General features: G+C 57.7%; 20 protein-coding genes. 13 read left to right on the top strand and 7 right to left on the bottom strand.

Going from position 1 to position 23,971, the window contains the following annotated elements; all coding sequences use genetic code 11:
- The first annotated feature begins 330 nt into the window (after positions 1-330).
- Together AC6I8P_RS01240 and AC6I8P_RS01235 are read left to right on the top strand one after the other, a co-directional pair.
- Positions 331-2,244, top strand: a complete 1,914-nt coding sequence (locus tag AC6I8P_RS01240) for a bifunctional 5-dehydro-2-deoxygluconokinase/5-dehydro-2-deoxyphosphogluconate aldolase (RefSeq protein ID WP_058759326.1) — start codon at positions 331-333, stop codon at positions 2,242-2,244.
- A 457-nt stretch (positions 2,245-2,701) separates the two neighbouring features.
- On the top strand, positions 2,702-3,544 hold the full coding sequence (locus tag AC6I8P_RS01235; RefSeq protein ID WP_031279682.1) for a MurR/RpiR family transcriptional regulator: 843 nt from the start codon (positions 2,702-2,704) through the stop codon (positions 3,542-3,544).
- A gap of 120 nt (positions 3,545-3,664) precedes the next feature.
- On the opposite strand, the gene iolB is transcribed toward AC6I8P_RS01235, so the two are convergent.
- From iolB to AC6I8P_RS01220, 3 genes are all read right to left on the bottom strand, one after another.
- Complete coding sequence (gene iolB, locus AC6I8P_RS01230; protein ID WP_058759327.1) at positions 3,665-4,480, bottom strand: 5-deoxy-glucuronate isomerase; 816 nt, start codon at positions 4,478-4,480, stop codon at positions 3,665-3,667.
- Positions 4,481-4,503: 23 nt separating this feature from the next.
- Positions 4,504-6,009, bottom strand: coding sequence for a CoA-acylating methylmalonate-semialdehyde dehydrogenase (locus AC6I8P_RS01225; protein WP_315655423.1), 1,506 nt, complete (start codon positions 6,007-6,009; stop codon positions 4,504-4,506).
- A gap of 616 nt (positions 6,010-6,625) precedes the next feature.
- Positions 6,626-7,849, bottom strand: coding sequence for an MFS transporter (locus AC6I8P_RS01220; protein WP_238561404.1), 1,224 nt, complete (start codon positions 7,847-7,849; stop codon positions 6,626-6,628).
- Between the two features lie 208 nt (positions 7,850-8,057).
- Between AC6I8P_RS01220 and AC6I8P_RS01215 the strand changes: the two genes are divergently transcribed.
- From AC6I8P_RS01215 to AC6I8P_RS01205, 3 genes are all read left to right on the top strand, one after another.
- Entirely contained in the window at positions 8,058-9,134 is a 1,077-nt protein-coding gene (locus AC6I8P_RS01215) for an AI-2E family transporter (protein ID WP_021508125.1), read from the top strand.
- A gap of 336 nt (positions 9,135-9,470) precedes the next feature.
- A complete protein-coding gene (locus AC6I8P_RS01210) occupies positions 9,471-11,075 on the top strand; it encodes an EAL domain-containing protein (protein ID WP_058775014.1) in 1,605 nt (534 codons plus the stop codon).
- Entirely contained in the window at positions 11,050-12,009 is a 960-nt protein-coding gene (locus AC6I8P_RS01205; RefSeq protein WP_459746284.1) for a D-2-hydroxyacid dehydrogenase family protein, read from the top strand. Before AC6I8P_RS01210 ends, AC6I8P_RS01205 begins: the two co-directional genes overlap by 26 nt.
- 27 nt (positions 12,010-12,036) lie before the next feature.
- Here the strand turns inward: AC6I8P_RS01205 and AC6I8P_RS01200 are convergent, their stop codons facing one another.
- Positions 12,037-12,507, bottom strand: a complete 471-nt coding sequence (locus AC6I8P_RS01200) for a hypothetical protein (RefSeq protein WP_058780199.1) — start codon at positions 12,505-12,507, stop codon at positions 12,037-12,039.
- A complete protein-coding gene (locus AC6I8P_RS01195) occupies positions 12,500-13,291 on the bottom strand; it encodes a hypothetical protein (protein WP_058774975.1) in 792 nt (263 codons plus the stop codon). The genes AC6I8P_RS01200 and AC6I8P_RS01195 overlap by 8 nt, the downstream gene beginning before the upstream one ends.
- Positions 13,292-13,650: 359 nt before the next feature.
- Here AC6I8P_RS01195 and proP point away from each other — a divergent pair, with 359 nt between their 5' ends.
- The 3 genes from proP (at position 13,651) to AC6I8P_RS01180 (ending at position 17,736) form a co-directional block, all read left to right on the top strand.
- Entirely contained in the window at positions 13,651-15,156 is a 1,506-nt protein-coding gene (proP, locus tag AC6I8P_RS01190; protein WP_021508120.1) for a glycine betaine/L-proline transporter ProP, read from the top strand.
- A 511-nt stretch (positions 15,157-15,667) separates the two neighbouring features.
- Positions 15,668-16,645, top strand: a complete 978-nt coding sequence (hemB, locus tag AC6I8P_RS01185; RefSeq protein ID WP_031279816.1) for a porphobilinogen synthase — start codon at positions 15,668-15,670, stop codon at positions 16,643-16,645.
- 116 nt (positions 16,646-16,761) lie between these two features.
- Positions 16,762-17,736 carry a GGDEF domain-containing protein gene (locus tag AC6I8P_RS01180; RefSeq protein WP_498030918.1) on the top strand — a complete coding sequence of 325 codons (975 nt, stop codon included), beginning with the start codon at positions 16,762-16,764 and terminating at the stop codon, positions 17,734-17,736.
- 20 nt (positions 17,737-17,756) lie between these two features.
- Here AC6I8P_RS01180 and AC6I8P_RS01175 read toward each other — a convergent pair whose 3' ends face one another.
- The gene (locus AC6I8P_RS01175) at positions 17,757-18,779 is read right to left on the bottom strand and encodes an alpha/beta fold hydrolase (RefSeq protein WP_459746282.1); all 1,023 of its coding nucleotides are present in this window, start codon (positions 18,777-18,779) and stop codon (positions 17,757-17,759) included.
- A gap of 320 nt (positions 18,780-19,099) precedes the next feature.
- Between AC6I8P_RS01175 and AC6I8P_RS01170 the strand changes: the two genes are divergently transcribed.
- Entirely contained in the window at positions 19,100-19,594 is a 495-nt protein-coding gene (locus AC6I8P_RS01170; RefSeq protein ID WP_058780202.1) for a helix-turn-helix domain-containing protein, read from the top strand.
- 608 nt (positions 19,595-20,202) lie between these two features.
- Here AC6I8P_RS01170 and AC6I8P_RS01165 read toward each other — a convergent pair.
- Positions 20,203-20,550, bottom strand: a complete 348-nt coding sequence (locus tag AC6I8P_RS01165) for a hypothetical protein (RefSeq protein ID WP_031279814.1) — start codon at positions 20,548-20,550, stop codon at positions 20,203-20,205.
- A gap of 178 nt (positions 20,551-20,728) precedes the next feature.
- On the opposite strand from AC6I8P_RS01165, the gene AC6I8P_RS01160 reads away from it, so the two are divergent.
- From AC6I8P_RS01160 to AC6I8P_RS01145, 4 genes are all read left to right on the top strand, one after another.
- Positions 20,729-21,481 carry a S6 family peptidase gene (locus tag AC6I8P_RS01160; RefSeq protein ID WP_498030917.1) on the top strand — a complete coding sequence of 251 codons (753 nt, stop codon included), beginning with the start codon at positions 20,729-20,731 and terminating at the stop codon, positions 21,479-21,481.
- Positions 21,426-21,830, top strand: coding sequence for a hypothetical protein (locus tag AC6I8P_RS01155; protein WP_159378018.1), 405 nt, complete (start codon positions 21,426-21,428; stop codon positions 21,828-21,830). The genes AC6I8P_RS01160 and AC6I8P_RS01155 overlap by 56 nt, the downstream gene beginning before the upstream one ends.
- Before the next feature lie 148 nt (positions 21,831-21,978).
- On the top strand, positions 21,979-23,376 hold the full coding sequence (locus AC6I8P_RS01150) for an autotransporter domain-containing protein (protein WP_159378017.1): 1,398 nt from the start codon (positions 21,979-21,981) through the stop codon (positions 23,374-23,376).
- A 172-nt stretch (positions 23,377-23,548) separates the two neighbouring features.
- Positions 23,549-23,902 (top strand): hypothetical protein, encoded by a 354-nt coding sequence (locus tag AC6I8P_RS01145; protein WP_498030916.1) that lies wholly within the window; start codon positions 23,549-23,551, stop codon positions 23,900-23,902.
- Positions 23,903-23,971 lie beyond the last annotated feature (69 nt).

Here is a 23,971-nt window from a genome sequence, read left to right as displayed (position 1 = left end):
AAACAGCCTGCTGTGCCTCAGCCATCATAACGAAATTTCATTTCACGTCAGCAGCTTCCTCTCATCCGTCATCATTTCCTGCGAGCTGGCTCACAAGCCAGAGCACCCGCGAAACGAGCAAGGCGTAAAGGGCGGGAAAGGTAGCGGCACCAGAGTTTTACCTGGCTCACAAAATCGCGATGGATGTTTCATTTCATATTGTGTTTGGAATTTTTATTCCTCATACTGCCCACATAGCCAGTCAGGCACCCCGAGACCCCGGAAGCATTGCGCTTGATAGTGGGCGGCAGCGCCCGCCGTGTCTGCTTATCACAGAAGGAAACCATCAGTATGAGTACACAACAGAAGCGGCTTGATGTGATTTGTATTGGACGCATCGCCGTCGATCTTTACGGCCAGCAAATTGGCTCGCGCCTGGAAGATATGACCAGCTTTAACAAATACCTCGGCGGCTCTTCCGGCAACGTAGCTTATGGCACCGCGATCCAGGGGCTGAAGTCGGCGATGCTGGCGCGCGTCGGTGACGAACACAATGGCCGCTTCCTGCGTGAAGAGCTGCAGCGCGTGGGCTGCAATACTGACGGGCTGATCACCGATAAGCAGCGCCTGACCGGGCTGGTGATTCTCGGCATCAAAGACGAAGAGACCTTTCCGCTGATTTTCTATCGCGACAACTGTGCGGATATGGGGCTGGTTCCCGAGGACATTCGCGAAGAGTTCATTACCTCGTCCCGCGCCGTGGCGATAACCGGCACCCACCTGTCGCATCCGGACACGCGGGCGGCGGTGCTGAAAGCGCTGGATATCGCCCGGCGCAACGGTCTGCGTACCGCGCTGGATATCGATTATCGCCCGGTGCTATGGGGTCTGACCTCACTGGGTGACGGTGAAACGCGTTTCATTGAGTCCGGCCAGGTGACGCAGCAGCTACAGGAAGTGGTGCACTATTTCGATCTGATCGTCGGAACGGAAGAAGAGTTCCATATCGCCGGTGGCAGTACCGATACGCTGACCGCGCTGAAAAATGTGCGTAAGGCCAGCAGTGCCACGCTGGTCTGCAAACGCGGGCCGCTGGGTTGTGTGGTGTTTGAGGGCGAGATTCCTGATAGCTGGGAACAGACGCGCCTGCACAGCGGCGTGCGCGTTGAGGTGCTCAACGTACTGGGCGCCGGCGATGCGTTTATGTCGGGCCTGCTGCGCGGCTGGCTCAACGATGAGAGCTGGGAGCAGGCGTGCCGCTACGCTAACGCCTGTGGCGCACTGGTGGTATCCCGTCACGGCTGTGCACCGGCGATGCCAACGAAAGAAGAGCTGGACGATTTCCTCAGCCGCGATAACGCGGTGAAACGCCCGGATCTCGATGCGCGCCTCAATCATCTGCATCGCGTTACCACGCGTAAGCAGCAGTGGCCGGAGCTGAATGTGTTCGCCTTTGACCACCGTAAACAGCTGGCCGATATGGCGCGCGAAGCGGGTGTCAGCGAGGAGCGCATTCCGCAACTGAAACTGCTGCTGCTGCAGGCGGCACAGGAGGCGGCTAACGAAGCCGGTCTCAATGAGAAGAGTGGCATCCTGGCGGATACCACGTACGGCCAGAAAGCGCTCAACGCCATCACCGGCAAGCACTGGTGGATTGGGCGGCCCATTGAGCTGCCGAGCTCACGACCACTGCGTCTTGAGCACGGCAATATTGGCTCTCAGCTGGTGGACTGGCCGGCCGAACACGTCGTCAAGTGCCTGGTGTTTTATCATCCCCATGACAGTGCTGAACTGCGTAAAGAGCAGGACGAGCTGGTTCTTGACGTGTGGCGCAGCTGTAACAAAAGCGGGCACGAGCTGCTGCTGGAAGTGATTCTGCCGGAGAGCAACCCGGACCGTAACGAGTCCTACTATTACGACATGCTGAGCCACTTCTATAGCCTGGGCGTGCAGCCGGACTGGTGGAAGCTACCACCGCTGACGGCGGAGAGCTGGCAGGCGATCGGCGAGCTGATTGAGCAGCAGGATCCGCACTGTCGCGGCATTCTGTTACTCGGCCTTGATGCGCCGGAAGAGAAGCTGAAAGCCGGCTTCGCCGCCGCCGCGCAGGCGACGTGGGTGAAAGGTTTTGCCGTGGGTCGCACCATTTTTGGCCAGCCGTCACGCCAGTGGCTGAACGGTGAGCTGGATGATAAAGCGCTGATTGAGACCGTGAAAGGCAATTATCTGCGCCTGATTGGCTACTGGCGCGCCGCGCGCGGCTGACGGATTTGAAGAGGATGTGCTGAGAAGCGGCCTGACGGGCCGCTTTTTAGTGTGTTGCGCGCGGATGCCCTCACCCCAGCCCTCTCCCACCGGGAGAGGGAGCCGTTCAGGCAGGTCGTTAAGCATTGTACCAGTCCTGTCAGGCCGGTCAGACTGCTCCGGACTGTCCCCTCTCCCGCCTGCGGGAGAGGGTTAGGGTGAGGGAGCCGTTCAGGCAGGTCGTTAAGCATTGTACCAGCCCTGTCAGACCGATCAGACCGCTCCGGACTGTCCCCTCTCCCGCCTGCGGGAGAGGGTTAGGGTGAGGGAAAGCCCTCAACCCCCTGAGTTTTGTGAGGCAATTCATAAACCGATGAAATAGCCTTCACGATAGCGTCAAACAAATGAAATTTTCCATCCATCTGGTACTATAGCGCTCATTATCCAGCCATATTTCCTTTTCTGACGGGCCGAAGTAATGACCAATAACCCAACGCAATTAACCTTGTTACAGGACGATATCCGTCGTCGCTACGAGACGCTGAGTAAACGCCTGAAGCAGGTGGCTCGTTATATCCTTGATAACAGCAACAGCATCGCGTTTGATACCGTCGCCTCTATCGCCCAGCAGGCGGATGTTCCGCCCTCCACGCTGATCCGCTTCGCCAACGCGTTCGGCTTTAGCGGCTTCAACGAAATGAAACAGGTCTTTCGTCAGCACCTGATGGAAGAGACCGTGAACTATACCGAACGGGCGCGCCTGTTCCGCCAGACGGCCACCGACGACAGCGCCAGCTCACCGGAGAGCCCGGTGGAGATCCTCAACGTCTTTACCATGGTCAACAGCCAGGCGCTGCAGCAGCTGGCGATGCAGGTGAATCCCGACCAGCTGAACAAAGCGGTGAAAATGCTCAATGAGGCGGAGAACATCTACATCATCGGTCTGCGCCGCTCGTTCAGCGTGGCCTCGTATCTGGTGTATGCGCTGCGCCATCTGGAGCGTCGCGCTTTTCTGATTGATGGCCTGGGCGGCATGTTCACTGAACAGCTCAGCATGGTGAATCCGAAAGACGTGGTCATCGCTATCAGCTACTCGCCGTATGCGCGCGAAGCGGTGGAACTGGTGGAGCTGGGCGCTAAACGTGGCGCGCATCAGATCGCCATCACCGACAGCCAGGTCAGCCCGCTGGCGGCGTTCAGCGATGTCTGTTTTGTGGTGCGCGAAGCGCAGGTAGATGGCTTCCGCTCGCAGGTGGCCTCGCTGTGCCTGGCGCAAACCCTGGCGGTGTCGCTGGCGCTGAATAACAGCAGCAGCGAATAAACCCCGGGTACCGAATGGAACAAAGGCAGCCATCTGGCTGCCTTTTTTATCTGTGCGCATCAGTGAATGCGTGTGCCGTTTAACCTGGTGCGCATTTCCGGCGACCGCGCGGAGACCCGATTAACGGCGCGGATACTGCTCACTGTTCACCCAGGCGTGATCCTTTTCCCAGGTAAATTTCCACAGCCGTACCGGCCCGGCCATCACGTTCAGATAATAGTTATCGTAACCGGCCAGAGTCGCCACCGGATGATACCCGCGCGGCACCGTTACCACATCGCGGTTATACGGGGCCATACACTCGTCGAGCGAACGGTCGTCGGTGTAGACGCGCTGCATGGCGAAACCGGGCTCAGGATCGAAACGGTGATAATAGGTCTCTTCCAGATAGGTTTCGTCCGGGCTGTCCTTCTCATCGTGCTTGTGGCTGGGGTACGAACTGGTCGCGCCCTCGTCGGTATACACTTCCACCACCAGCAGGCTGTCGGCCGGTTGATTATCCGGCAGAATGTTATGCACCAGGCGCTGATTGCGCCCTTTGCCACGGTGCTCCACGCCAACATCCTGCGGTGCAATCAGCCGCGCCGGCAGATTGCCACTGCCCGGCGCACTGCATACCGCCAGTTCCAGATCGCTGTCGGCAGTGACTTCAACCTCATCATGATGCGGCACGTAAACCGAGTAAGGCGGCGTGCGCTCAAACGGCGACAGGCGCTTACCGATGCCAGGGAATTCTGCATCGCGGGTTTTCACCGACGCCAGACCGGCCACCAGCACCAGGCACAACTCTCTCTCGCCGCTGCTTAACCGCAGCGTCTGGCCCTTTTTCAGCAGATAAGCGTCAAAGCCCACGTATTCCCAGCCGGCGCTCTCGGGCGTCACGTGCTGGATACGCCCGTGGCTGTCCGGCTGCTGCACTTTTGAAATCAGTGACATCCTGTTTCTCCTGTTGCGCGACATTAACCCAGCGTTGGCATGCTGAATTCAGAAACGGTCTGCTGACCGCTCGGCCAGCGCACGGTTGCCGTTTTCATGCGGGTGTAGAAACGCACCCCGTCCGGACCGTGCACGTTGAGCGCACCAAACACCGAACGCTTCCAGCCGCCAAAGCTGTGGAACGCCATCGGCACCGGCACCGGCACATTGACGCCCACCATGCCCGCTTCCACGTTGTGCACAAACTCACGGGCGGTGTGGCCGTTGCTGGTGAAGATGGCGCTGCCATTACCAAATTCGTGGCTATTCACCAGCTGCAGCGCGCTGTCGAAGTCGCTGGCGCGCATGATGCTCAGCACCGGTCCAAAAATCTCTTCGCGCCAAATCACCATCTCTGGCGTGACGTTATCGAACAGCGTACCGCCAACGTAGTAGCCCTCTTCATGGCCCGTGACTTTCACGCCGCGTCCGTCAACCACCAGCGTCGCGCCTTCCTGCTCACCTTTGTCGATGTAGCCCAGCACTTTCTTCTGGTGCGCAGCGGATACCACCGGCCCCATTTCATTCTCTTCTGCACCCTGCTGCATGCCCGGCCCCACGCGCAGCGCTTTGATCAGCGGCGTCAGGCGCGAAATCAGTTTGTCGGCTGTATCGTCGCCAACCGCCACCACCACTGGCAGCGCCATGCAGCGTTCCCCGGCAGAACCGAAAGCACCACCCATGATGGCGTTCACGGTGGCATCCAGATCGGCATCCGGCATCACGATGGCGTGGTTTTTCGCGGCGCCGAAGGCCTGCACGCGTTTGCCATGCGCGCTGGCGGTTTTGTAGATGTGCTCGGCCACGCCGGACGAGCCAACGAAGCTGACCGCCGCGATGCGCGGATCTTTATACAGCTGCTCGGCGTCTTCGTTTGAGGAGTGCACCACGTTGAACACGCCATCCGGCAGCCCCGCTTCTTTCAGCAGTTCAGCCATGCGTACCGAGGCAGAAGGATCGAGCGCCGGCGGCTTCAGCACAAAGGTATTACCGCACGCCAGCGCGATGGGGAACATCCACAGCGGCACCATCGCCGGGAAGTTGAACGGCGTAATGCCCGCGACCACACCCACCGGCTGCATCAGTGAATAGCTGTCAACGCCGGAACCGACGTTCGGTGAGTTTTCCCCTTTGATCAGGTGCGGAATGCCGCAGGCAAATTCGATCACTTCGATGCCGCGCGTCAGCTCACCCAGCGCATCGGACCAGACTTTACCGTGCTCAGAAACAATCAGCGCCGCCAGTTCATCGCGATGTTTTTCCATCAGCGCTTTGAAGTTGAACATGACGCGGGCACGACGCAGCGGCGCCGTTTTCGACCATTCCGGAAACGCCGCATGGGCGACCTCAATGGCCTGCGCCACTTCTGCCGCCGTGCTTTGCGTCAGTTCGCGGATCACTTTGCCGGTAGCCGGATCGTAGACCGGAATGGTTTCGTTGCTGGCGCTGTGCGTGATTTTGCCGCCGATAAAGTTTCCTACGATAGTCATGTCGTTGCCTCTTTGATGTGTAAGGTCCCTGCAGGCCGCGGGTCAGTCTGGGTCGCGCCCGATCAGGCAATACGGAAAGCGTGCTATGAAGCTATTACAGTGAAATAAATTTTTCAAATAGTTCTTTTTGGAAAATTTACTTTTAGCGGCCTGGATCGCATTTTTCCGTCAGCATTAGCGGACTGGCGCAAAGTGCGGGCCTGATGACAATGCCGATGCGGCCTGCACCCGTAATCAGCAGCAGGGAGATTATCAGGACGATCCGTCAGCGAGAGGGTCAGCGCCGGTGCGTGGCTGGATGAAACGAAATATGAAATTTTTGCGAGGCAGATCCAATATCCGTTATTTCATAATTCAATTAAAACGAAATAAATGTTTTCTTTGCAGCATCTGCAGACAATGCGATGTGAAACGAACCCTTATCTGTGTCTTAGCGACACGCTTTTGTTAGTGTTGGCCTCGGTCGGAGGCCTTTTTTTTCACCTGTTTCCCCCATCCGATGCGTGAGTGCCGCAGCGGATTGCCTGGTACGCATCAATGCGCACCCTACGGTGCTGGCGACGTCGATTGCCCGGTGCGCATCAATGCGCGCTCTGTCATGCTGTAGGGGCGCCATTTATGGCGACCTGGACGCAGCATCCTCGGCTGGCAATCCAGCCTGACGCTTGATCATCCGCAGGGTACAAAGCAGCGCAAATCCCACCAGCAGCGCAGTCAGCAGATAAACCAGCTGTACGCCGGCGAAGCTCATGATAAAGCCCGCGATCGGACCGGTGATGCCGAGCGACAGATCCATAAACGCGGTATAAGTAGCCAGCGCGCTGCCCTGGTTCTGCTGCGGCACCACTTTGACTGCGACCACGCCAATCGCCGGAAACACCAGCGAGAAACCGGCGCCGGTGAGAAAAGCGCCGAACTTCGCCATCCACGGATCGAACGCGCCCGCCACCAGCAGCAGGCCAATCGCCTCGACGGCAAAACACAGGCTGGCGACGCGCAACCCGCCGAGCTTATTAATGGCGTTGGGAAACAGCAGGCGCATGCCGACGAACGCAGCGCTGAACAGCGTCAGCGCGAAGGCGGCACCGTCCCAGCCCCGCTCCTGATAAAACAGGGTGATAAAGGTGGCGATCACGCCAAAGCCCGCCGAGCCCATCGCCAGCAGCAGGCCAAAACCGTACACCTTACCGAGCACTGCGCGGAACGGCAGCGGTTTGGCCTTGCTGCCTTTCACCGGCGCACGGGGCAGCGCCAGCACTATCGCCAGCACGCTGATGGCGATAATCACGCTGGAGAGCAGCAGCAGGCCGCCGCTGCGAAAGATCATCACCCCAAGCGGTGCGCCAATCGCCATCGCGCCATAGGTGACAATGCCGTTCCAGGAGATCACCCGGCCAATATGCAGCGAGCCGACTTTCGCCACGCCCCACAGCGAGGTGCCGGTGCCGCAGAAACTCTGCCCGACGCCCAGCAGCACGCGCCCGAGGCACAGCAGCGCCAGGCTGAGCACCTCCTGCTCCTCTATCAGCGCCGACAGCAAAATACACAGCCCGCTCACCAGGCTGCCAAACAGCCCAAGCACCACCACTTTTTTGGGTCCCCAGCTGTCGGCATAGCGACCGGCATGCGGACGGCTCAGCAGCGTGGCGACATATTGCAGGCTGATCACCACACCGGCCCAGAAGGCGCTGTAGCCCAGGCCGTCATGGACAAAGCCCGGCAGCACCGCCAGCGGCAGGCCAATGGTGAGATAGGTGGCGAAGTTGAACTTCACGATGGAGAGAATCTGTAAATTCAGACGAAAACGGCTGTATTCGGCCGCGGCGGGCTGGTCAGGCATGAGTGATTGCGCTCGTGTTTGACGGAATTTTTATAGCTGAAGCTTTACTATACGCCTTTTCTCGCCGTGCGCACCGTCGATTCGCGGCGGGCTGATGGCGGTATCTCCGGCGGTGCTTATCGGGTTCGCTTCGCTTACACCTAAACAAACAATTACTTACTGGCGTTCAACTACACTTTCCACAGCGAACCACCATTCAGGAGAGGGAATGAACGAAAAGCCACAGGAGAAAATTGGCCAGAACATCCTGGTCAAGCTGGCAATGTTAGTGATTATTCTGGCGGGCATTCGTGCCGCGTCGGATATTCTGGTGCCCTTCTTACTCGCCAGCTTCCTGGCGATTGTGCTTAATCCGCTGGTGACCCTGCTGATGCGTCGGGGTCTGCGGCGCGGCGTGGCGATCTCGCTGGTGATCACGGTGATCTTCATTGTGATGCTGCTGCTGGTCGGGGTGCTGGCCAGTTCGGTAAGCGAGTTCAGCGATACCTATCCGCAAATCCGCGGCCTGCTGGAACAGAAGCTGACGGTGCTGCAGCATTTCGCCGCGCAGTTTCATATCAATATCTCCACCAGCGCACTGGCGGCACGGCTCGATCCCAATGTGATTATGAACATGGCTACCACGCTGCTGGCGCAGTTCTCCGGTGCCATGACCAATGTGGTGCTGTTGATTCTGACCGTGGTGTTCATGCTGTTTGAGGTGCACCATCTGCCGTACAAATTGCGCAATGCGATGATGAATCCGCAGATCCGCATCGCCGGATTACACAAGGCGCTGAAGGGCGTCACGCACTATCTGGCACTGAAAACGCTGGTCAGCCTGATTACCGGGCTGGCGGTGTGGCTGGTGCTGATGCTGCTGGACGTCAAATTTGCGCTGTTCTGGGGCGTTGTCGCCTTTATCCTCAATTTTATCCCCAATATCGGCCCGATTATCGCCGGTGTGCCGCCGTTTATTCAGGCGCTGGTGTTGAATGATGTGTATGACGCCGTGCTGGTGGCGGCGCTGTTCAGTGCCATTCACATGGTGTTTGGCAATATGCTGGAACCGCGCCTGATGGGACGCGGGCTGGGACTGTCAACGCTGGTAGTGTTTCTGTCGCTGATTTTCTGGGGCTGGCTGCTCGGTCCGGTCGGGATGCTGCTGTCGGTGCCGCTGACCAGCGTTACCAAAATCCTGATGGAAACCACGCCGGGCGGCAGCCGGCTGGCGATAATGCTGGGTAATGGCCGCCCCAAACCGCGCCTGCGCGTCAAAAATAATCGGCCCGCGCCGCGCCCGTAACGTCTTACCACGCCACGATGCCAGACGATCCGTATCTGTCGATCGCCTGGCAGCTTCCCTGCGCAGTGACGCTGCCGTATGGCGTCAGCGCGCATCGCCATGCCTGATGATTCTGGCGCAACATTCTTAATCATCTCGTGCCACAGGCTTTTTCCTGCCGGGAAATGCCAGTAACGGCAAAACATTGTCAATAAACGCAAAGCGCGAACCATAATTGACTTGTATCAGATTGGTGGAAAATCAAAACGCTAACATGCACGGCCGCGGGAAAGTGTTATGCTGCTGACGCCGTGACGCGCTCCCTGAATGCTGCTTAAACCGACCGAGGAAAGTCTGGTGCCTCTGCAAAAACGACAACGCGATTTTGGCTGGCTGTTGATTGTCTGTGCCGGGTTATTACCGCTGGTGCTGGGCATATTTTGCACAGCCATTGAGGCGCGCCATACGGTCAGCCAGCAGCAAATTGCCACCGCTAATGCCCTGCTGACGCAGGCAGAAAAGATGAGCGACAGCGCCTGGGACATGGTGACCCGCCTGCGTCAGTACCAGAATCGTCGCTGCGCCGATATTGATGAAGATTTGCAGCGCGCCGGCACCCTTAACGCCTACTTCCGCTCGATTGGTACCCTGCAGGGCAGCGAAATCACCTGCTCGTCGGCTTACGGGCTGCAGCACGACACGCTGGCCGGGATGATGATGCAGCCGCCGCCGGTGACCGGCAAAGCCTGGTGGAGCCTGTCGATCCGCGGCACCTCCGGCGTACCGGATCGCCCGGCGGTGATTTTCGTGCGTCACCTGCCGGACAGCAGCGGTTTCTGGGCGGTGATTGATGGCCAGTATCTGATGGACTTCATGCGCGCCATTGGCGAGTCGAACCGTTATCAGATGAGCCTGCGCTTCAACGGCGGCAGCCCCATCGCCAGCGGTCCGGACGACCAGCCAGAGCTGCTGTACCTTAGCAGCGCCAACTATCAGGCGGAGTCCAGCCGCTATCCAATCAGCGTCAGCGTGACGGTACCCGCCGCCGAGCTGATCAAAGCCTGGCGCCAGGCGCTGCTTATTTTTCTGCCGATGGCCGCCATCTTTTCGATATTGCTAATGGTGCTGACCGCCAACTGGCTGCGCCGCCGCCTCTCATGGGCGGATGAAATTCGCCGGGCGATACGCAATCGTGAGTTCACAGTGCACTATCAGCCGGTGTACAGCACCGGGATTCAGCGCTGCACCGGTGCGGAAGCGCTGATGCGCTGGCAGCGGCCCAACGGCGAAATGATCCGCCCGGATATCTTCATCAGCCATGCCGAAGCGGAAGGCATGATCGTGCCGCTGACCCAGCATCTGCTGGCGATGATGGCGGAAGATATCCAGAGCTGGCAGGTTGAACCGGGCTTCCACATTGGCTTTAACCTCGCAGCTGAGCATCTGCAACACCCCGATTTTGTGCAGGACATGATGCGTTTTGCCCGCAACATCCGTGACAAACAGATGCTGATCACGCTGGAGCTCACCGAGCGCAGCCTGATCGAGGACGGCGACGCGGTGTCGCGCAAGCTGCGCTATCTGCAGTCGCACGGCATGAAGGTGGCGATTGACGACTTCGGTACCGGCCACTGCGCGCTCTCCTATCTGATGACCTTCCCGCTCGATTACCTGAAGATTGACCGCGGCTTTATTAACGCCATTGAAGGACTGGAGATCGAAACCCCGGTGCTGGATGCCATCATCAATCTGTGCCACAAGCTGCAGCTCGAGGTATTGGGTGAAGGGGTAGAAACCGCGTTGCAATTTCAGTATCTGCAGCAGCGTGGCGTGGTGTTTATTCAGGGCTATTATTACGCCCGTCCGATGGACAATAACCAGCTTCGCGCCTGGCTTAATCAGCAGGGGCGCCAACCGCTTCCCGTTGAGGACCACCATGAGCCTGAACTGCATCATTCTTGATGATTATCAAAATGTTGCCCTGTCGCTGGCCGGCTGGGCATCGCTGCAACCGCAGGTACAAACTACCGCGCTGCACCGCCACTACGCCGACGAAGATGAACTGGTCGCTCACATCGCGCACGCCGACATTCTGGTGGTGATGCGCGAACGCACCCCGCTCAGCGCCCGGCTGATAGGCCGCCTGCCCAATCTGAAGCTGATTGTCACCTCCGGCATGCGCAATGCCTCAATCGATCTGCACGCCTGTGCCGAACGGCTGATTGCGGTGTGCGGCACCGCCAGTAGCAGCGCGGCGCCGCTGGAACTGAGCTGGGGGCTGCTGCTCGGTCTGGCACGCCATATCCCGGCGGAGAGCCAGGCGCTGCGCAGCAACGGTGCGTGGCAGCATACGCTGGGCATGGCGCTGCACGGCAAAACCCTCGGCCTGCTTGGGCTGGGCAAGATTGGCGGTGAGATGGCTAACGTGGCGCGCGCCTTTGGCATGCGCGTGTGCGCCTGGAGCCAGAACCTGAGCGAAGCACGCGCAGCGGCGTGCGGCGCAGAGAAGATGGCTTCGCTGCCGGCGCTGCTCAGGGCGAGCGATGTGGTATCGATTCATCTGGTGCTGAGTGAGCGCACCCGTCATCTGCTGGACGGCGCGGCGCTGGCGCACATGAAGCCAGGCGCGCTGCTGATTAACACCTCGCGCGCCGGGATTGTCGATCAGCAGGCGATGATCAGCGCACTGCAGTCTGGTCAGCTGGCGGGCGCCGGGCTGGATGTCTTTGAACAGGAGCCGCTACCGGCCGATCATCCGCTGCGTCAGTTGCCGAACGTGCTGGCGACGCCGCATCTGGGCTACGTCGCCGACACTAATTACCGCACCTACTTCAGCGAGGCGGTGGAAGATATTGCTGGCTGGCTGCACGGCGCGCCGCTGCGCTCGCTGCTTTAAGCCCCCGGCGCGTCGACAGCATCAGGGTTAGCTGTGGCAGTACAGGCGCGGCAGCCCGGCATAATTAATCATCTGGTCGCCATTGGGCAGCTGGTACATCTGGTAATAATCGTTATTGCCCTCGCGCGCTGGCGAAAACACGATCTGCGCCGCCAGCGCGGGCGGTACGGTGTCGTCTGCCAGAATACGTACGTTGCGCGTGGTGCTGAGCATGAAATCGCCCTGGCGGCGCCAGGTGGTATCGGATACGCGATGCAGGCGATAGTGGCGATCGCGTACCGTGACGGTGCCGGTCAGCGTTGAGCTGCCGCTGCCGTCCGCCTTAAAGCGCGTGCGAATGGTGGCATCAATCGCGCCAGCCGGCGCGCCTTCATGATCAATACGATACGGTACTTCACACCACTCCGGCACCGGTTCTGCCGGCCGCAGCAGCAGCACCAGCGCCCACGGCAGCACAAAGGCCAGCACCACTGCCGTGGTGATTATCGCTTTACGCATCGGGTATCTCCTGCGCGGACACCATCCATGAAATACATTCGTTGTCCTTCTGCGCGATCGGTTTGGCGCACAGGAAGGTGCTGGAAAAGAGTCGGGTGCGCACCGGGTTGATGTACACCATCGGTGGCGCTGAGCCATCCGGCAGGCGCGGCTGCCACTGCCGATAGCGCCGCAGCGCGTCCTGCACCACCCACGAATCGGCTTTCAGGTGGCTGGGGATAAACACCTGGCTGTTCTGAATGCGCAGCAGCGGCCGGAAATCCAGCGCATCGTGCTGCACTGGCGCAAACATCTGGCGTGCCAGCAGCGCCAGCGCGACATTCACCAGTAGCAGCGCAACGATTACCCAGCGCAGCACAGGCCGCTTCTTCTTTACGCTGGCCGGCGCAGGCGCAGGTTGCGGACTGACCACCGCTGCCGCTGGCGCAGCCACCGGCTCATCGCTCAGCGGCGCCACATCGACCTGATCGGCCAGCACGCAGCCAATCAGCGGCACCTGATGCACCAGCGGCCCCGGCGCGTGTGCCAGCTGCGCCTGCTGATTGATGGCAGCAATGGTGGCCGTCAGGCGTTCGGCGAACGGTGTGTCGCTGGGGACGCGCTGGAACAGCGCATGCAGGGTCTGGTTGCGCACCAGTTTGCCATCCGCATCAATCACGCGCCGCAGAATGGCGGTTTGCAGCGGCGTCAGCGCCACGCGGTGCGCGGGCGACTGCACCGGAAAGAGGACCTGCTGGTCAACGTCAAAACAGAGACTTTTTGCAAATAAAACAAAGCGTGCCATGCGTCGCCCGATCTCCGGCAGAGAAACTGGCGCAAGTATAGATATTTTCGCTCGCCCGCGCATCTACGCTGCGGCCTGCGTCGCGATTCAGACAATTTTTTTTGCCGCGATTGCGGACCAAAACGGCCATAGTTTTAGCCAAAAAATAGCCAGTTATTGGCGGAAACATGACAAATATCACATTTAAACGGTATACTCTGTCGCGGGATGCAATAATTACCTGAGTAATAATTGCTTTGGCAGGCCAGGGAAAAAACCACTTTCACGGCTATGCTTTAATTTTCTCAACGCCGCGGACTGAACGCTCCACCGAGTCCGCAGCGTTGAGGACTTTTTGAATTCCAATACAGGGTAACCTCATGAAATTACGTAGGAAGCGTGTAAAACCTATTGGGCTGGATGACGTCACGATTATCGATGACGCTCGTTTACGTAAGGCCATTACCGCCGCGTCACTCGGTAACGCGATGGAATGGTTCGATTTCGGTGTTTATGGCTTTGTGGCCTACGCGCTGGGTAAAGTGTTCTTCCCGGACGCCTCGCCTGGCGTGCAGATGATTGCCGCACTCGGGACCTTCTCGGTACCGTTCCTGATCCGTCCGCTGGGCGGCCTGTTCTTCGGCATGCTGGGCGATAAATACGGTCGCCAGAAAATCCTGTCGATCACCATTGTCATCATGTCGATCAGTACCTTCTGTATCGGCCTGATCCCTTCTTACGCCTCGATTGGCATCTGGGCACCGATACTGCTGCTGCTGGCGAAAATGGCTCAGGGCTTCTCGGTGGGCGGGGAATATACCGGTGCGTCAATCTTCGTCGCCGAATATTCGCCGGACCGTAAGCGCGGCTTCATGGGAAGCTGGCTGGACTTCGGTTCGATTGCCGGCTTCGTGCTGGGCGCGGGCGTGGTGGTGCTGATCTCAACGGTGATTGGCGAGCAGAAATTCCTCGACTGGGGCTGGCGTATTCCGTTCTTCCTCGCGCTGCCGCTGGGCATTATCGGTCTGTATCTGCGTCACGCACTGGAAGAGACCCCAGCGTTCCAGCAGCATGTTGAGAAGCTGGAGCAAGGCGACCGCGAAGGTCTGCGCGACGGCCCGAAAGTGTCGTTTAAAGAGATTGCCAGCAAACACTGGAAAAGCCTGCTGGCCTGTATCGGTCTGGTGCTTGCCACCAACGTGACCTATTACATGCTGCTGACTTACATGCCGAGCTATCTGTCGCATAACCTGCACTACTCGGAAGATCACGGCGTGCTGATTATCATCGCCATCATGATGGGGATGCTGTTTGTGCAACCGGTGATGGGCATGCTGAGCGACCGCTTCGGCCGCCGTCCGTTCGTGATCGTCGGTAGTATCGCCCTGTTCTTCTGTGCGATTCCGGCCTTTATGCTGATCAACAGTAACGTACTGGGGCTGATTTTTGCCGGTCTGCTGCTGCTGGCGGTGATCCTCAACGCCTTCACCGGCGTGATGGCCTCGTCACTGCCGGCGATGTTCCCGACGCACATTCGCTACAGTGCGCTGGCCAGCGCCTTCAACATCTCGATTCTGATTGCCGGTCTGACGCCAACCGTGACCGCCTGGGCGGTGGAAGCCAGCAACAATCTGTATATGCCGGCTTACTATCTGATGGTGGTGGCGGTGGTCGGTCTGGTGACCGGTCTGTACATGAAAGAGACCGCCAACAAACCGCTGCGCGGCGCGACACCGGCGGCATCGGACCTCGAAGAAGCGCGTGAGATCCTGCAGGAGCATCACGACAATATCGAGCAGAAGATTGAAGATATTGATGAAGAGATCGCCCGCCTTGAGGCGAAGCGGAAAAACCTGGTGCAGCAGCACCCGGACATCAACGAGTAATCTGCCCTTTCACTCCCGCCACCCGGCGGGAGTTTTGTTTCTGCGGTTGCCGGGTGCGTGAGAATGTGTGTGCTGCGGTGATGCTTCCAGGTGCGCATGAATGCGCACCCTACGGGTATGTTGCGGGTTGGGATTCTGCTGATTCCCGGTGTGCATCAATGCGTGCCCTGCGGGTGTGCTGCGGGTTGTGATTGTGCTGATTCATGGTGCGCATGAATGCGCACCCTACGGGTATGCTGCGGGTTGGGATTCTACTGATTCCTGGTGTGCATCAATGCGTGCCCTGCGGGTGTACTGCGGGTTGTGATTCTGCGGTTGCCTGGTGCGCATGAATGCGCACCCCACGGGTGTGCTGCGGGTTGGGATGCTGCGGTGGCCTGGTGCGCTGTAGGGTCGGCATTGATGCCGACCGGCAACAACGCCCGGCCCGCACCGCACACAATCCTTCATGCTACCCGGCGAAAAGGGGTAAACTGTCGCCACTTTTTTCACCAGCATAAGTTAACCGAGCATGTCTGATTTCAATCTCATTCAGCGCCCAAGAAGACTGCGCAAAAGCGCGTCGATGCGCGAACTGTTCCAGGAATCCCACCTCAGCCTGAACGATCTGGCCCTGCCGATCTTCGTTGAAGAAGGCGTGGATGATTACGTGCCAATCAACGCCATGCCGGGCGTGATGCGCATTCCGGAAAAACGTCTGGCGTACGAAATCGAACGCATCGCCAAAGCCGGTATCCGTTCGGTCATGACCTTCGGTATTTCACACCACACCGATGCCACCGGCAGCGATGCGTGGAACGAAAACGGCCTGGTGGCGCGCATGTCGCGCATCTGCAAAGACACGGTGCCGGAAATGATTGTCATGTCCGATACCTGCTTCTGTGAATACACCAGTCACGGCCACTGCGGCGTGCTGTGCGATCACGGCGTCGACAACGACCAGACGCTGATTAACCTCGGCAAACAGGCGGTGGTTGCTGCGCAGGCCGGTGCCGACTTCATCGCGCCGTCAGCAGCAATGGATGGCCAGGTGAAAGCGATTCGCCAGGCGCTGGACGCGGCCGGTTTTACCGATACCGCTATCATGTCCTACTCCACCAAATTCGCCTCGTCGTTCTACGGCCCGTTCCGTGAAGCAGCGGGCACCGCGCTGAAAGGCGACCGCAAAACCTATCAGATGAACCCGATGAATCGCCGTGAAGCGATTCGCGAGTCGCTGATTGATGAAGCGGAAGGTGCAGATTCGCTGATGGTCAAACCGGCAGGCGCTTACCTCGATATCCTGCGTGATATCCGCGAGCGCACCACGCTGCCGCTGGCGGCTTACCAGGTGAGCGGTGAGTACGCGATGATCAAATTTGCCGCTCAGGCGGGCGCCATTGATGAACGTAATGTGGTGCTGGAGAGCTTAGGTGCCATTAAGCGTGCCGGTGCCGATCTCATTTTCAGCTATTTCGCCCTTGATCTTGCCGAGCAAAAAGTGCTCTGATCCTCTCGTTACGCTAAACAATCGCGGATTGCCGCGGTTGTTTAGTGCTCTCTGCCCCTGCGCGGGCACGACATCCGGTTTGCTGTAACACATCCATCATTAACAAGAGTTACGCGATGAAAGCACCTGCACTGCCTGCGGACGAATCACAGCGTCTGGCCCAGTTACGTGCGCTCAACATTCTGCATACACCCACAGAAGAGCGTTTTGACCGTTTAACCCGCCTTGCCCGACGTCTGTTTGACGTTCCGGTCGCGATGGTCAGTCTGCTGGAGAATGACTATCAATGGTTTAAATCCAGTGACGGTTTTGATCGGCCAACCACCGCGCGTAGCATCTCTTTTTGCGGTCATACCATCCTGCAGGATGAGGTGATGGTGGTCGAGGACGCGCTGGCCGACACGCGCTTCAGCGATAATCCGCTGGTTACCGATGCAGACAATCCGGTGCGTTTCTACGCGGGCTATCCGCTGCGCACGCCGTCCGGCGCCAAAGTCGGTACGCTGTGCATCATTGATAATCATGCGCGCCAGTTCAACGCGGAGGATCTGCACGCGCTGCGCGATCTGGCGGCCATGGCCGAAGCCGAGCTGGTAGCGTTTCAGACCGCGACGTCCGATGAGCTGACGCAAATCACCAACCGGCGCGGCTTTATGACGCTGGGTCAGATGGCGCTGAATGAGTGCCAGCTGAGACAGCTGCCCGCCAGCCTGACGTTTCTCGATCTCGACGGTTTCAAGGCCATCAACGACCGGTATGGTCACCGCGAGGGCGACCGCGCGCTGATGGACTTTGCCGATGCCATGAAGGTGAGTTTTCGCCATGCCGATATCTTTGCCCGGCTCGGCGGCGATGAGTTTGTAGTGCTGCTGAACGGCATTCGTCAGGATGAGGCGGAAGCGACGCTGGCGCGCTTCGCCCACTATCTGCATAAACAGATGCAGGATCTGGAGCGGCGTTACACGCTGCAGTTTTCATCGGGCATCGTGGAATTTGATCCGCAGCAGCCGCAATCGCTGGAGCAGCTGCTGGAAAGCAGCGACGCACGCATGTACGCCGCCAAGTATCAGAAAAGGCAGCCGCGCAGATAGCCGCTGCGCGGGCATTCACCTTAACGCGCCAGGTCGTCAATCAGCGTCTGATTAAACTTCGCTGGCGCTTCCATCTGCGGCGCGTGCCCCATGCCGGGGAACTCAATCAGTCGCGCGCCGGGAATCAGCTGTGCCACCTGTTTGCCCAGCACATTGTAATGGCCGAGCTGCGCTTTCACCGCCGGTGAAGCGATATCGCTGCCAATCGCGGTGGTATCGGCCGTGCCGATCATCAGCGTGGTCGGCACCTTCAGGTCTTTAAACTCGTAATAGACCGGCTGGGTGAAAATCATGTCGTAGATCAGCGCCGAGTTCCACGCCACTTTCTCATGCCCCGGTCCTTTATTCAGCCCGGCCAGCATCTGCACCCATTTGTCATATTCCGGCTTCCACTGGCCGCTGTAATAGGTGTGCTGCTCATATTTCTTAATGCCCGCCGCGTCGAGCTTCAGCTCGCGCTGATACCATTGATCCACCGAGCGCCACGGCGCGCCCTTCGCCTTCCAGTCCTCAAGGCCAATCGGATTGACCAGCACCAGCTTCTGCGTCTGCTGCGGATACATCAGTGCGTAACGCGTCGCCAGCATACCGCCGGTCGAGTGGCCAACGATCACCGCTTTCTCAACGCCGAGCTGCGCTAACAGCTGATGGGTGTTTTGCGCCAGTTGCTGGAAGCTGTACTGATAGCGGGCGGGTTTGGTGGAGGTGCAGAAACCAATCTGATCCGGCGCAATCACGCGATAGCCCTGCTGGCTCAGTGCGTTGATGGTGTCTTCCCAGGTGGCAGCGCAGAAGTTTTTACCGTGCATCAGCACCACTGTCTGACCATTGGCCTGCTGCGCCGGCTTCACGTCCATATAGCCCATGCTGAGTGACTGCTGCTGGGAGGAGAAGGTAAAATGCTGCAGCGGATAAGGATAGTGAAATCCCTCCAGCTGCTCGCCATACACGGCCTCTGCGGCCTGCGCGCTGAGCGTGCCGCACAGCATCGCTGACGTCAGCGCTACGCTGAGTAACGGTTTTAATCGAAAACGAAACGTCATGTGACCTCTTCTGTACAGGGGGAAAAACCCTCAGTCTGGCACGAAAACCGCCGGTGGATATTGATGCACCGTGCCGCCGCCAGTCACACCTTTGACTGTTAAGCCGCGCAAAGCGATAACCCATTTGCGTTAATAATAACGGCCGTAATTACGGCAACTATTCAACATCATCACAACATGTCGGTGATTAATTTCACGATAAACAAGACCAGTCTTGATGACAATTAATAAAAAAGCCATTTCCTGATAAAACTTTACGTTACGCCAGTGCTTAAAAAGTTTAATTTAATTACACTGTGTCGAGTTATTGGAGGACCATAATGATGCAGCAAAAATACAACCAAGGGGTGATTGATTCGGTGACCGAATGGATTATGGCCAACCTGGATCAACGTTTGAGCATTGATGATATTGCACTGAAATCTGGCTATTCCAAATGGTATTTACAGAAACTGTTTGCCCGTTACCATAACGAAACGCTGGCGCGTTATATTCGCAAAAAGAAACTGATTTGTTGTGTGAACGAGCTGAAATTCAGCCGCACGCCAATTATCAGTCTGGCGGTTAAATACCATTTCGAAAGTCAGCAATCCTTTACCCGCTCGTTTAAACAGGTGATGGGCTGCACGCCGCTATTCTGCCGTAAACGCCAGCTGAGCGATGCTGCCGAAGCCCTGCTGCGCAGCAGTGACGATCCCTGCGCGCTGTGTCGCAAGGTCGGGTTTAATCGCAGCGAGCAGGAAAAACCGGTTTGTAATCCGGTCAGCGAAAATAATGGGAAGTTTCCAGCGCGTATTAGCTGCGCGGTACGTTAATCACGTCTGATATGTCGGTAAAATATTTATAACCGCACAGGTTGAAGCGGCGCGATTTATTACGCTGATGTTAAGTGGCACCGTGCCCATTCAGGCATCGCGCAATAAATTGCGCCGCTACGGTACGTGCGAAAAGTCATTTCGGTGCCTGTCGACCGCACAGATTGTAGCGGCGCGATTTATCATGCTGATGTTCCGCCGCACCGTGCCCATCCGGGCATCGCGCAATAAATTGCGCCGCTACGGTACGTGCGAAATATCATTTCGGTGCCTGTTGACCGAACAGATTGTAGCAGCGCGATTTATCGCGCTGATGTTCAGGTGCACCGTGCCCATCCGGGCATTGCGCAATAAATTGCGCCGCTACGGTACGTGCGAAATATCATCTCGGTGCCTGTTGACCGCACAGATTGTAGCGGCGCGATTTATCGCGCTGATGTTGAGTTGCACTGTGTCCATTCAGGACATTGCGCAATAAATTGCGCCGCTACGGTACGTGCGAAACGTCATTTCGGTGCTTATCAACCGCACAGATTGTAGCGGCGCGATTCATCGCGCTGATGTTCCGCCGCACCGTGCCTGTCCGGCCGGTGAAATCCTTTTATTTCTCAGCGCACCGGCTGGCCCGGCAGCAGCTTATCTGACATCAACTGGCGGCAGACAAACGCATCCTGCCGCGCCTGCTGCTGCTGTTGCGGCGACAAATCCTGCCATACCGTTTGCAGATGCTCCGCCAGCCCGGACTGGAAATGAATCTTCTGCAGCGCATAATCCGAATTACCGCCTTCAATAATCTGCTGCATCGCCTGTGCGCTGTTATCGCGCCCGTCATGGGTCAGCGTACAAAAGGTCGCGATGTAGTAAGCCTTGTCCTCATCGCTGTAATGCGGCATCAGCCACCAGATCAGCGCACTGATAATCAGCAGCAGCGGCAGCAGGAATTTGATTTTTAACATGGATTTATTGACCAGCTGAAAAAGAAAACGCCGCGATCTTAACAGATTCACCGCGCCATGCCGCACGCCATTTTCAGGCTTTTCTCCGGCAGATTGAGACGAGGCTTAACGGGGAATGCACCGATGTGCTTATAAAGTAGCCCGCTCAATTTTCCTCGTCATTCAGGGAATGAACATCATGAAAAAAAGCCAGCTGGCGCTGCTGATTGGTACCTTGTGCCTTAGCGGTTCACCCTATGCCGGGATTATGCGCCATGACATTGACGTGCAGGAATACCGCGATTTTGCCGAAAACCGGGGCAAATATGCTATCGGTGCCACCGATATTCCCCTCTATCGCAAAGACGGCACCTTTGAAGGCTATGTACTGGACGTGCCGATGCCGGACTTTAGCATGGTCAGCGACGAGGGTTTCAGCTCATTTATCGCGCCATCTTTTGTCACAGGTGCCAAACATGTTCGATATGTTCTGTCGCTGAATTTAGGCAACAAAGCCAGGTTCGCGCCGACTTACCGCGGAATTAACTATAACGATGATCCTTCGAGAGATTTTCACTTGCCGCGGGTGAATAAGGTAATTGTTGAAAGCGCGCCTACCCCATATATCACCGAAGAAGACTTTCTGGCAAATCGCAGTCGTTATACCGTATATGCGCGCCTGGGTGCCGGTTATCAGCAAATTGATGATCCCGAATCCGGTAAATTGATACCCATCGATGGGGCCTATGTCTATAACACTGGTGGAACCTTCAAACCCGAAGCCATTACAACTTTCTATCATTACTACATAAAGTGGCGAACCTTCGCGCCAGATAATCCGGCATTTTCTCCGTTGAGCATTGGTACCCGTCCAGGTGATAGCGGTAGTCCGATATTTGCCTGGGACAGTATCGACAAGCGCTGTAAAACTGCAGGCCAGCTGGATCGATAGCGATCGCAACCACAACGGCGCACAGGTCAGCTACCGGAATCCGCTGCAGTGGCAGCTCTCCGGCGGCGTAAAATACGACTTCCGCCTCAACGAGAAGCTGAAGCTGGGCGCGGAAACGCGCTACGTGCAGCGCATCAGCCAGCGCGATGGGGTGGCGATTGGTGACGGCCAGCAGGCGGCGCGCTTCGCCACCGGACGCGGCGGCAATAGCCTGCAGTACAGCGGTTACGCCGGCTGGCAGGTGCTGGACAATCTGGAGCTTAACACCCAGCTTCAGGGCCAGCAGCGCCTGACGCAGGAAGGCATCAGCGACTGGAATCTGCAGGCCGGTGTGAAAATCAGTTTTTAATCACGGCTCTCACCACGCATCAGCCCGGGACATGTCTTACCGGGCTTTTTTATGCTTTTCTGAAAAAAAACCAGACAAAACTTAATTGCCACGTTAGTCGGTCGCTTTAGGTTTGCGATTCTCGCTATTTTCATCCATGGAAGAGAATATGAAACTTACCCCGCTGACGCTGGTGATCAGTACGTTCTGTTATAGCCTTCCTGCATTCGCTGATGAGCGCTACCCTGCATTTTCCACATCACAAAATAATAACGTTAACGCTGCGAATATTCCGCATCCACCGGGGCCCTTTCATGGTCCATCAACCCAGGAAATCCCTGAGCTGCCGCTGCTTGCGCAGGCCAGCCGCCAGACCGGCGAAGGGATTAAACAGCTTGGGAAAATGATCGCCCGCGGCTCGTGGTTTGATGAGATCAATCCGGCAACCTCGGGCCTGGTGCGATCCAGCGTGCTGGCCGGCAATAACAGCCATCATTTGTGGTATTACCGATTACAAAACGTGGTTGTGACCGGTGAGCCAGACAATGGTATTCCTCAGTTAATTGATACACCGGAAGGCGTGACGCCAGCACCCGGTCGTGGCGAAGTTGTCATATTGCCGCCGCCACCGCCGCCTGAGCCGGAACCGCCACAATTAGCACCCGCGCCACAAATCCCGACCTATCTCGCCCTGCCCAACATGCTGTATGCCCTCAACGACGCCATGCAAACCCGCTTCCACTTCGCTGCCCGGCAGATGAGCCTGGATGATCATCACAACCTGTTTGTCTATGGCTATAGCGGTGGCGAGCGCTATCGCAGTGCGCAGGGCGATAGCGATGCCACCAGCCGCTACCAGGGCTGGATGCTGGGCGCGCGCTGGACGCCAGAAGCGGAACAGAGCCCGCTAGCCTTCAGTGCGGGCGTGCACAAAGGCGTAGTGACTATGCTGTCGGATACGCCGGCGGGACGCAGCCAGTTGCGTATGCAAACCCAGGGTATTAATGCGCTGATCGGCATTCAGCCGCCTGAGGGCTGGCAGCTGGAGGTACCGCTGGGGCTGACGCATTATCGCGGCACTTTACGCCATGAAACCCAGGGTGAAGTGGCGCGGATCAGCGCCGTTAGCGGCAATATCGGCGCAGAAGCCGGCTGGCGCTGGCAGCAGGATGCGCATAGCCTGATGCCGCTGGCCGCAGCCGGTGTGCAATGGCTGCATATTGCGGATTTTACCGAGCAACAGGGGGAGCAGGTGGACTATCAGCTGGCGCCGCAGTTCAGCCTGGCTGGTGGCGTTAAGTATGATTATCAGCCGCTGTCGTCAGTGAAGCTTGGGCTGGAGGCGCGTTATGTCTGGCACAGCGGCAGGCAGAATACGCTGGATGCCGGCGATATGCGCGGATTACCGATTGAGCGCGCCCGCCACAGCGCCCAGCTGGGCGGTTACGTCAGCTGGCAGCTGCATGAAAACGTGGAGATCGGCACGCAGTTGCAGGTGCAGCAGCGGCTGGATCGCCCCGGCGTGAGCGACTGGAATGTGCTGAGTGGAGTGAAAGTGGCGTTTTAAACCAGTAAAAGGATGCAGATTGTTGTAGCGGCACGATTTATCGCGCAATTTCAATTACCGCACCGCGGCAGAATGCGCAATAAATTGCGCCGCTACCATCCGTGCGGTTATCTGCGGCATCACATGGAAGGGATATCTGCACGATACGTCGCGCCATCATGATTTATTGCGGATGCGATATCTGCATAATCCCGCCGCACAAACCGTAGCGGCGCGATTCATCGCGCATTTCAATTACCGCACCGCGGCAGAATGCGCAATAAATTGCGCCGCTACCACCCGTGCGGTTATCTGCGGCATCACATGGAAGGGATATCTGCACGATAAGTCGCGCCATCATGATTTATTGTGGATGCGATTTCTGCACTGTCCAGCCGCACAAACCGTAGCGGCGCGATTTATCGCGCATTTTAATTACCGCACCGCGGCGGAATGCGCAATAAATTGCGCCGCTACCATCCGTGCGGTTATCAGCGGCATCACATGGAAGGAATATCTGCGCGAGAAATCGCGCCATCATGCATGATTCATTGCGGATGCGATTCTGCATTATCCAGTCGCACAAACCGTAGCGGCGCGATTTATCGCGCATTTC

Source organism: gamma proteobacterium symbiont of Lampromicra miyakona (assembly GCF_059730895.1).
This window is presented reverse-complemented; position numbering and strand designations above follow the sequence as displayed.

Excerpts from the sequence above, each read along its gene's own strand:
- AC6I8P_RS01240 (WP_058759326.1), top strand. The coding sequence starts at position 331 with ATGAGTACACAACAGAAGCGGCTTGATGTGATTTGTATTGGACGCATC.
- AC6I8P_RS01235 (WP_031279682.1), top strand. The coding sequence starts at position 2,702 with ATGACCAATAACCCAACGCAATTAACCTTGTTACAGGACGATATCCGT.
- iolB (WP_058759327.1), bottom strand. The coding sequence starts at position 4,480 with ATGTCACTGATTTCAAAAGTGCAGCAGCCGGACAGCCACGGGCGTATC.
- AC6I8P_RS01225 (WP_315655423.1), bottom strand. The coding sequence starts at position 6,009 with ATGACTATCGTAGGAAACTTTATCGGCGGCAAAATCACGCACAGCGCC.
- AC6I8P_RS01220 (WP_238561404.1), bottom strand. The coding sequence starts at position 7,849 with ATGCCTGACCAGCCCGCCGCGGCCGAATACAGCCGTTTTCGTCTGAAT.
- AC6I8P_RS01215 (WP_021508125.1), top strand. The coding sequence starts at position 8,058 with ATGAACGAAAAGCCACAGGAGAAAATTGGCCAGAACATCCTGGTCAAG.
- AC6I8P_RS01205 (WP_459746284.1), top strand. The coding sequence starts at position 11,050 with ATGAGCCTGAACTGCATCATTCTTGATGATTATCAAAATGTTGCCCTG.
- AC6I8P_RS01200 (WP_058780199.1), bottom strand. The coding sequence starts at position 12,507 with ATGCGTAAAGCGATAATCACCACGGCAGTGGTGCTGGCCTTTGTGCTG.
- AC6I8P_RS01195 (WP_058774975.1), bottom strand. The coding sequence starts at position 13,291 with ATGGCACGCTTTGTTTTATTTGCAAAAAGTCTCTGTTTTGACGTTGAC.
- proP (WP_021508120.1), top strand. The coding sequence starts at position 13,651 with ATGAAATTACGTAGGAAGCGTGTAAAACCTATTGGGCTGGATGACGTC.
- hemB (WP_031279816.1), top strand. The coding sequence starts at position 15,668 with ATGTCTGATTTCAATCTCATTCAGCGCCCAAGAAGACTGCGCAAAAGC.
- AC6I8P_RS01180 (WP_498030918.1), top strand. The coding sequence starts at position 16,762 with ATGAAAGCACCTGCACTGCCTGCGGACGAATCACAGCGTCTGGCCCAG.
- AC6I8P_RS01175 (WP_459746282.1), bottom strand. The coding sequence starts at position 18,779 with ATGACGTTTCGTTTTCGATTAAAACCGTTACTCAGCGTAGCGCTGACG.
- AC6I8P_RS01170 (WP_058780202.1), top strand. The coding sequence starts at position 19,100 with ATGATGCAGCAAAAATACAACCAAGGGGTGATTGATTCGGTGACCGAA.
- AC6I8P_RS01165 (WP_031279814.1), bottom strand. The coding sequence starts at position 20,550 with ATGTTAAAAATCAAATTCCTGCTGCCGCTGCTGCTGATTATCAGTGCG.
- AC6I8P_RS01160 (WP_498030917.1), top strand. The coding sequence starts at position 20,729 with ATGAAAAAAAGCCAGCTGGCGCTGCTGATTGGTACCTTGTGCCTTAGC.
- AC6I8P_RS01150 (WP_159378017.1), top strand. The coding sequence starts at position 21,979 with ATGAAACTTACCCCGCTGACGCTGGTGATCAGTACGTTCTGTTATAGC.
- AC6I8P_RS01145 (WP_498030916.1), top strand. The coding sequence starts at position 23,549 with ATGCGATATCTGCATAATCCCGCCGCACAAACCGTAGCGGCGCGATTC.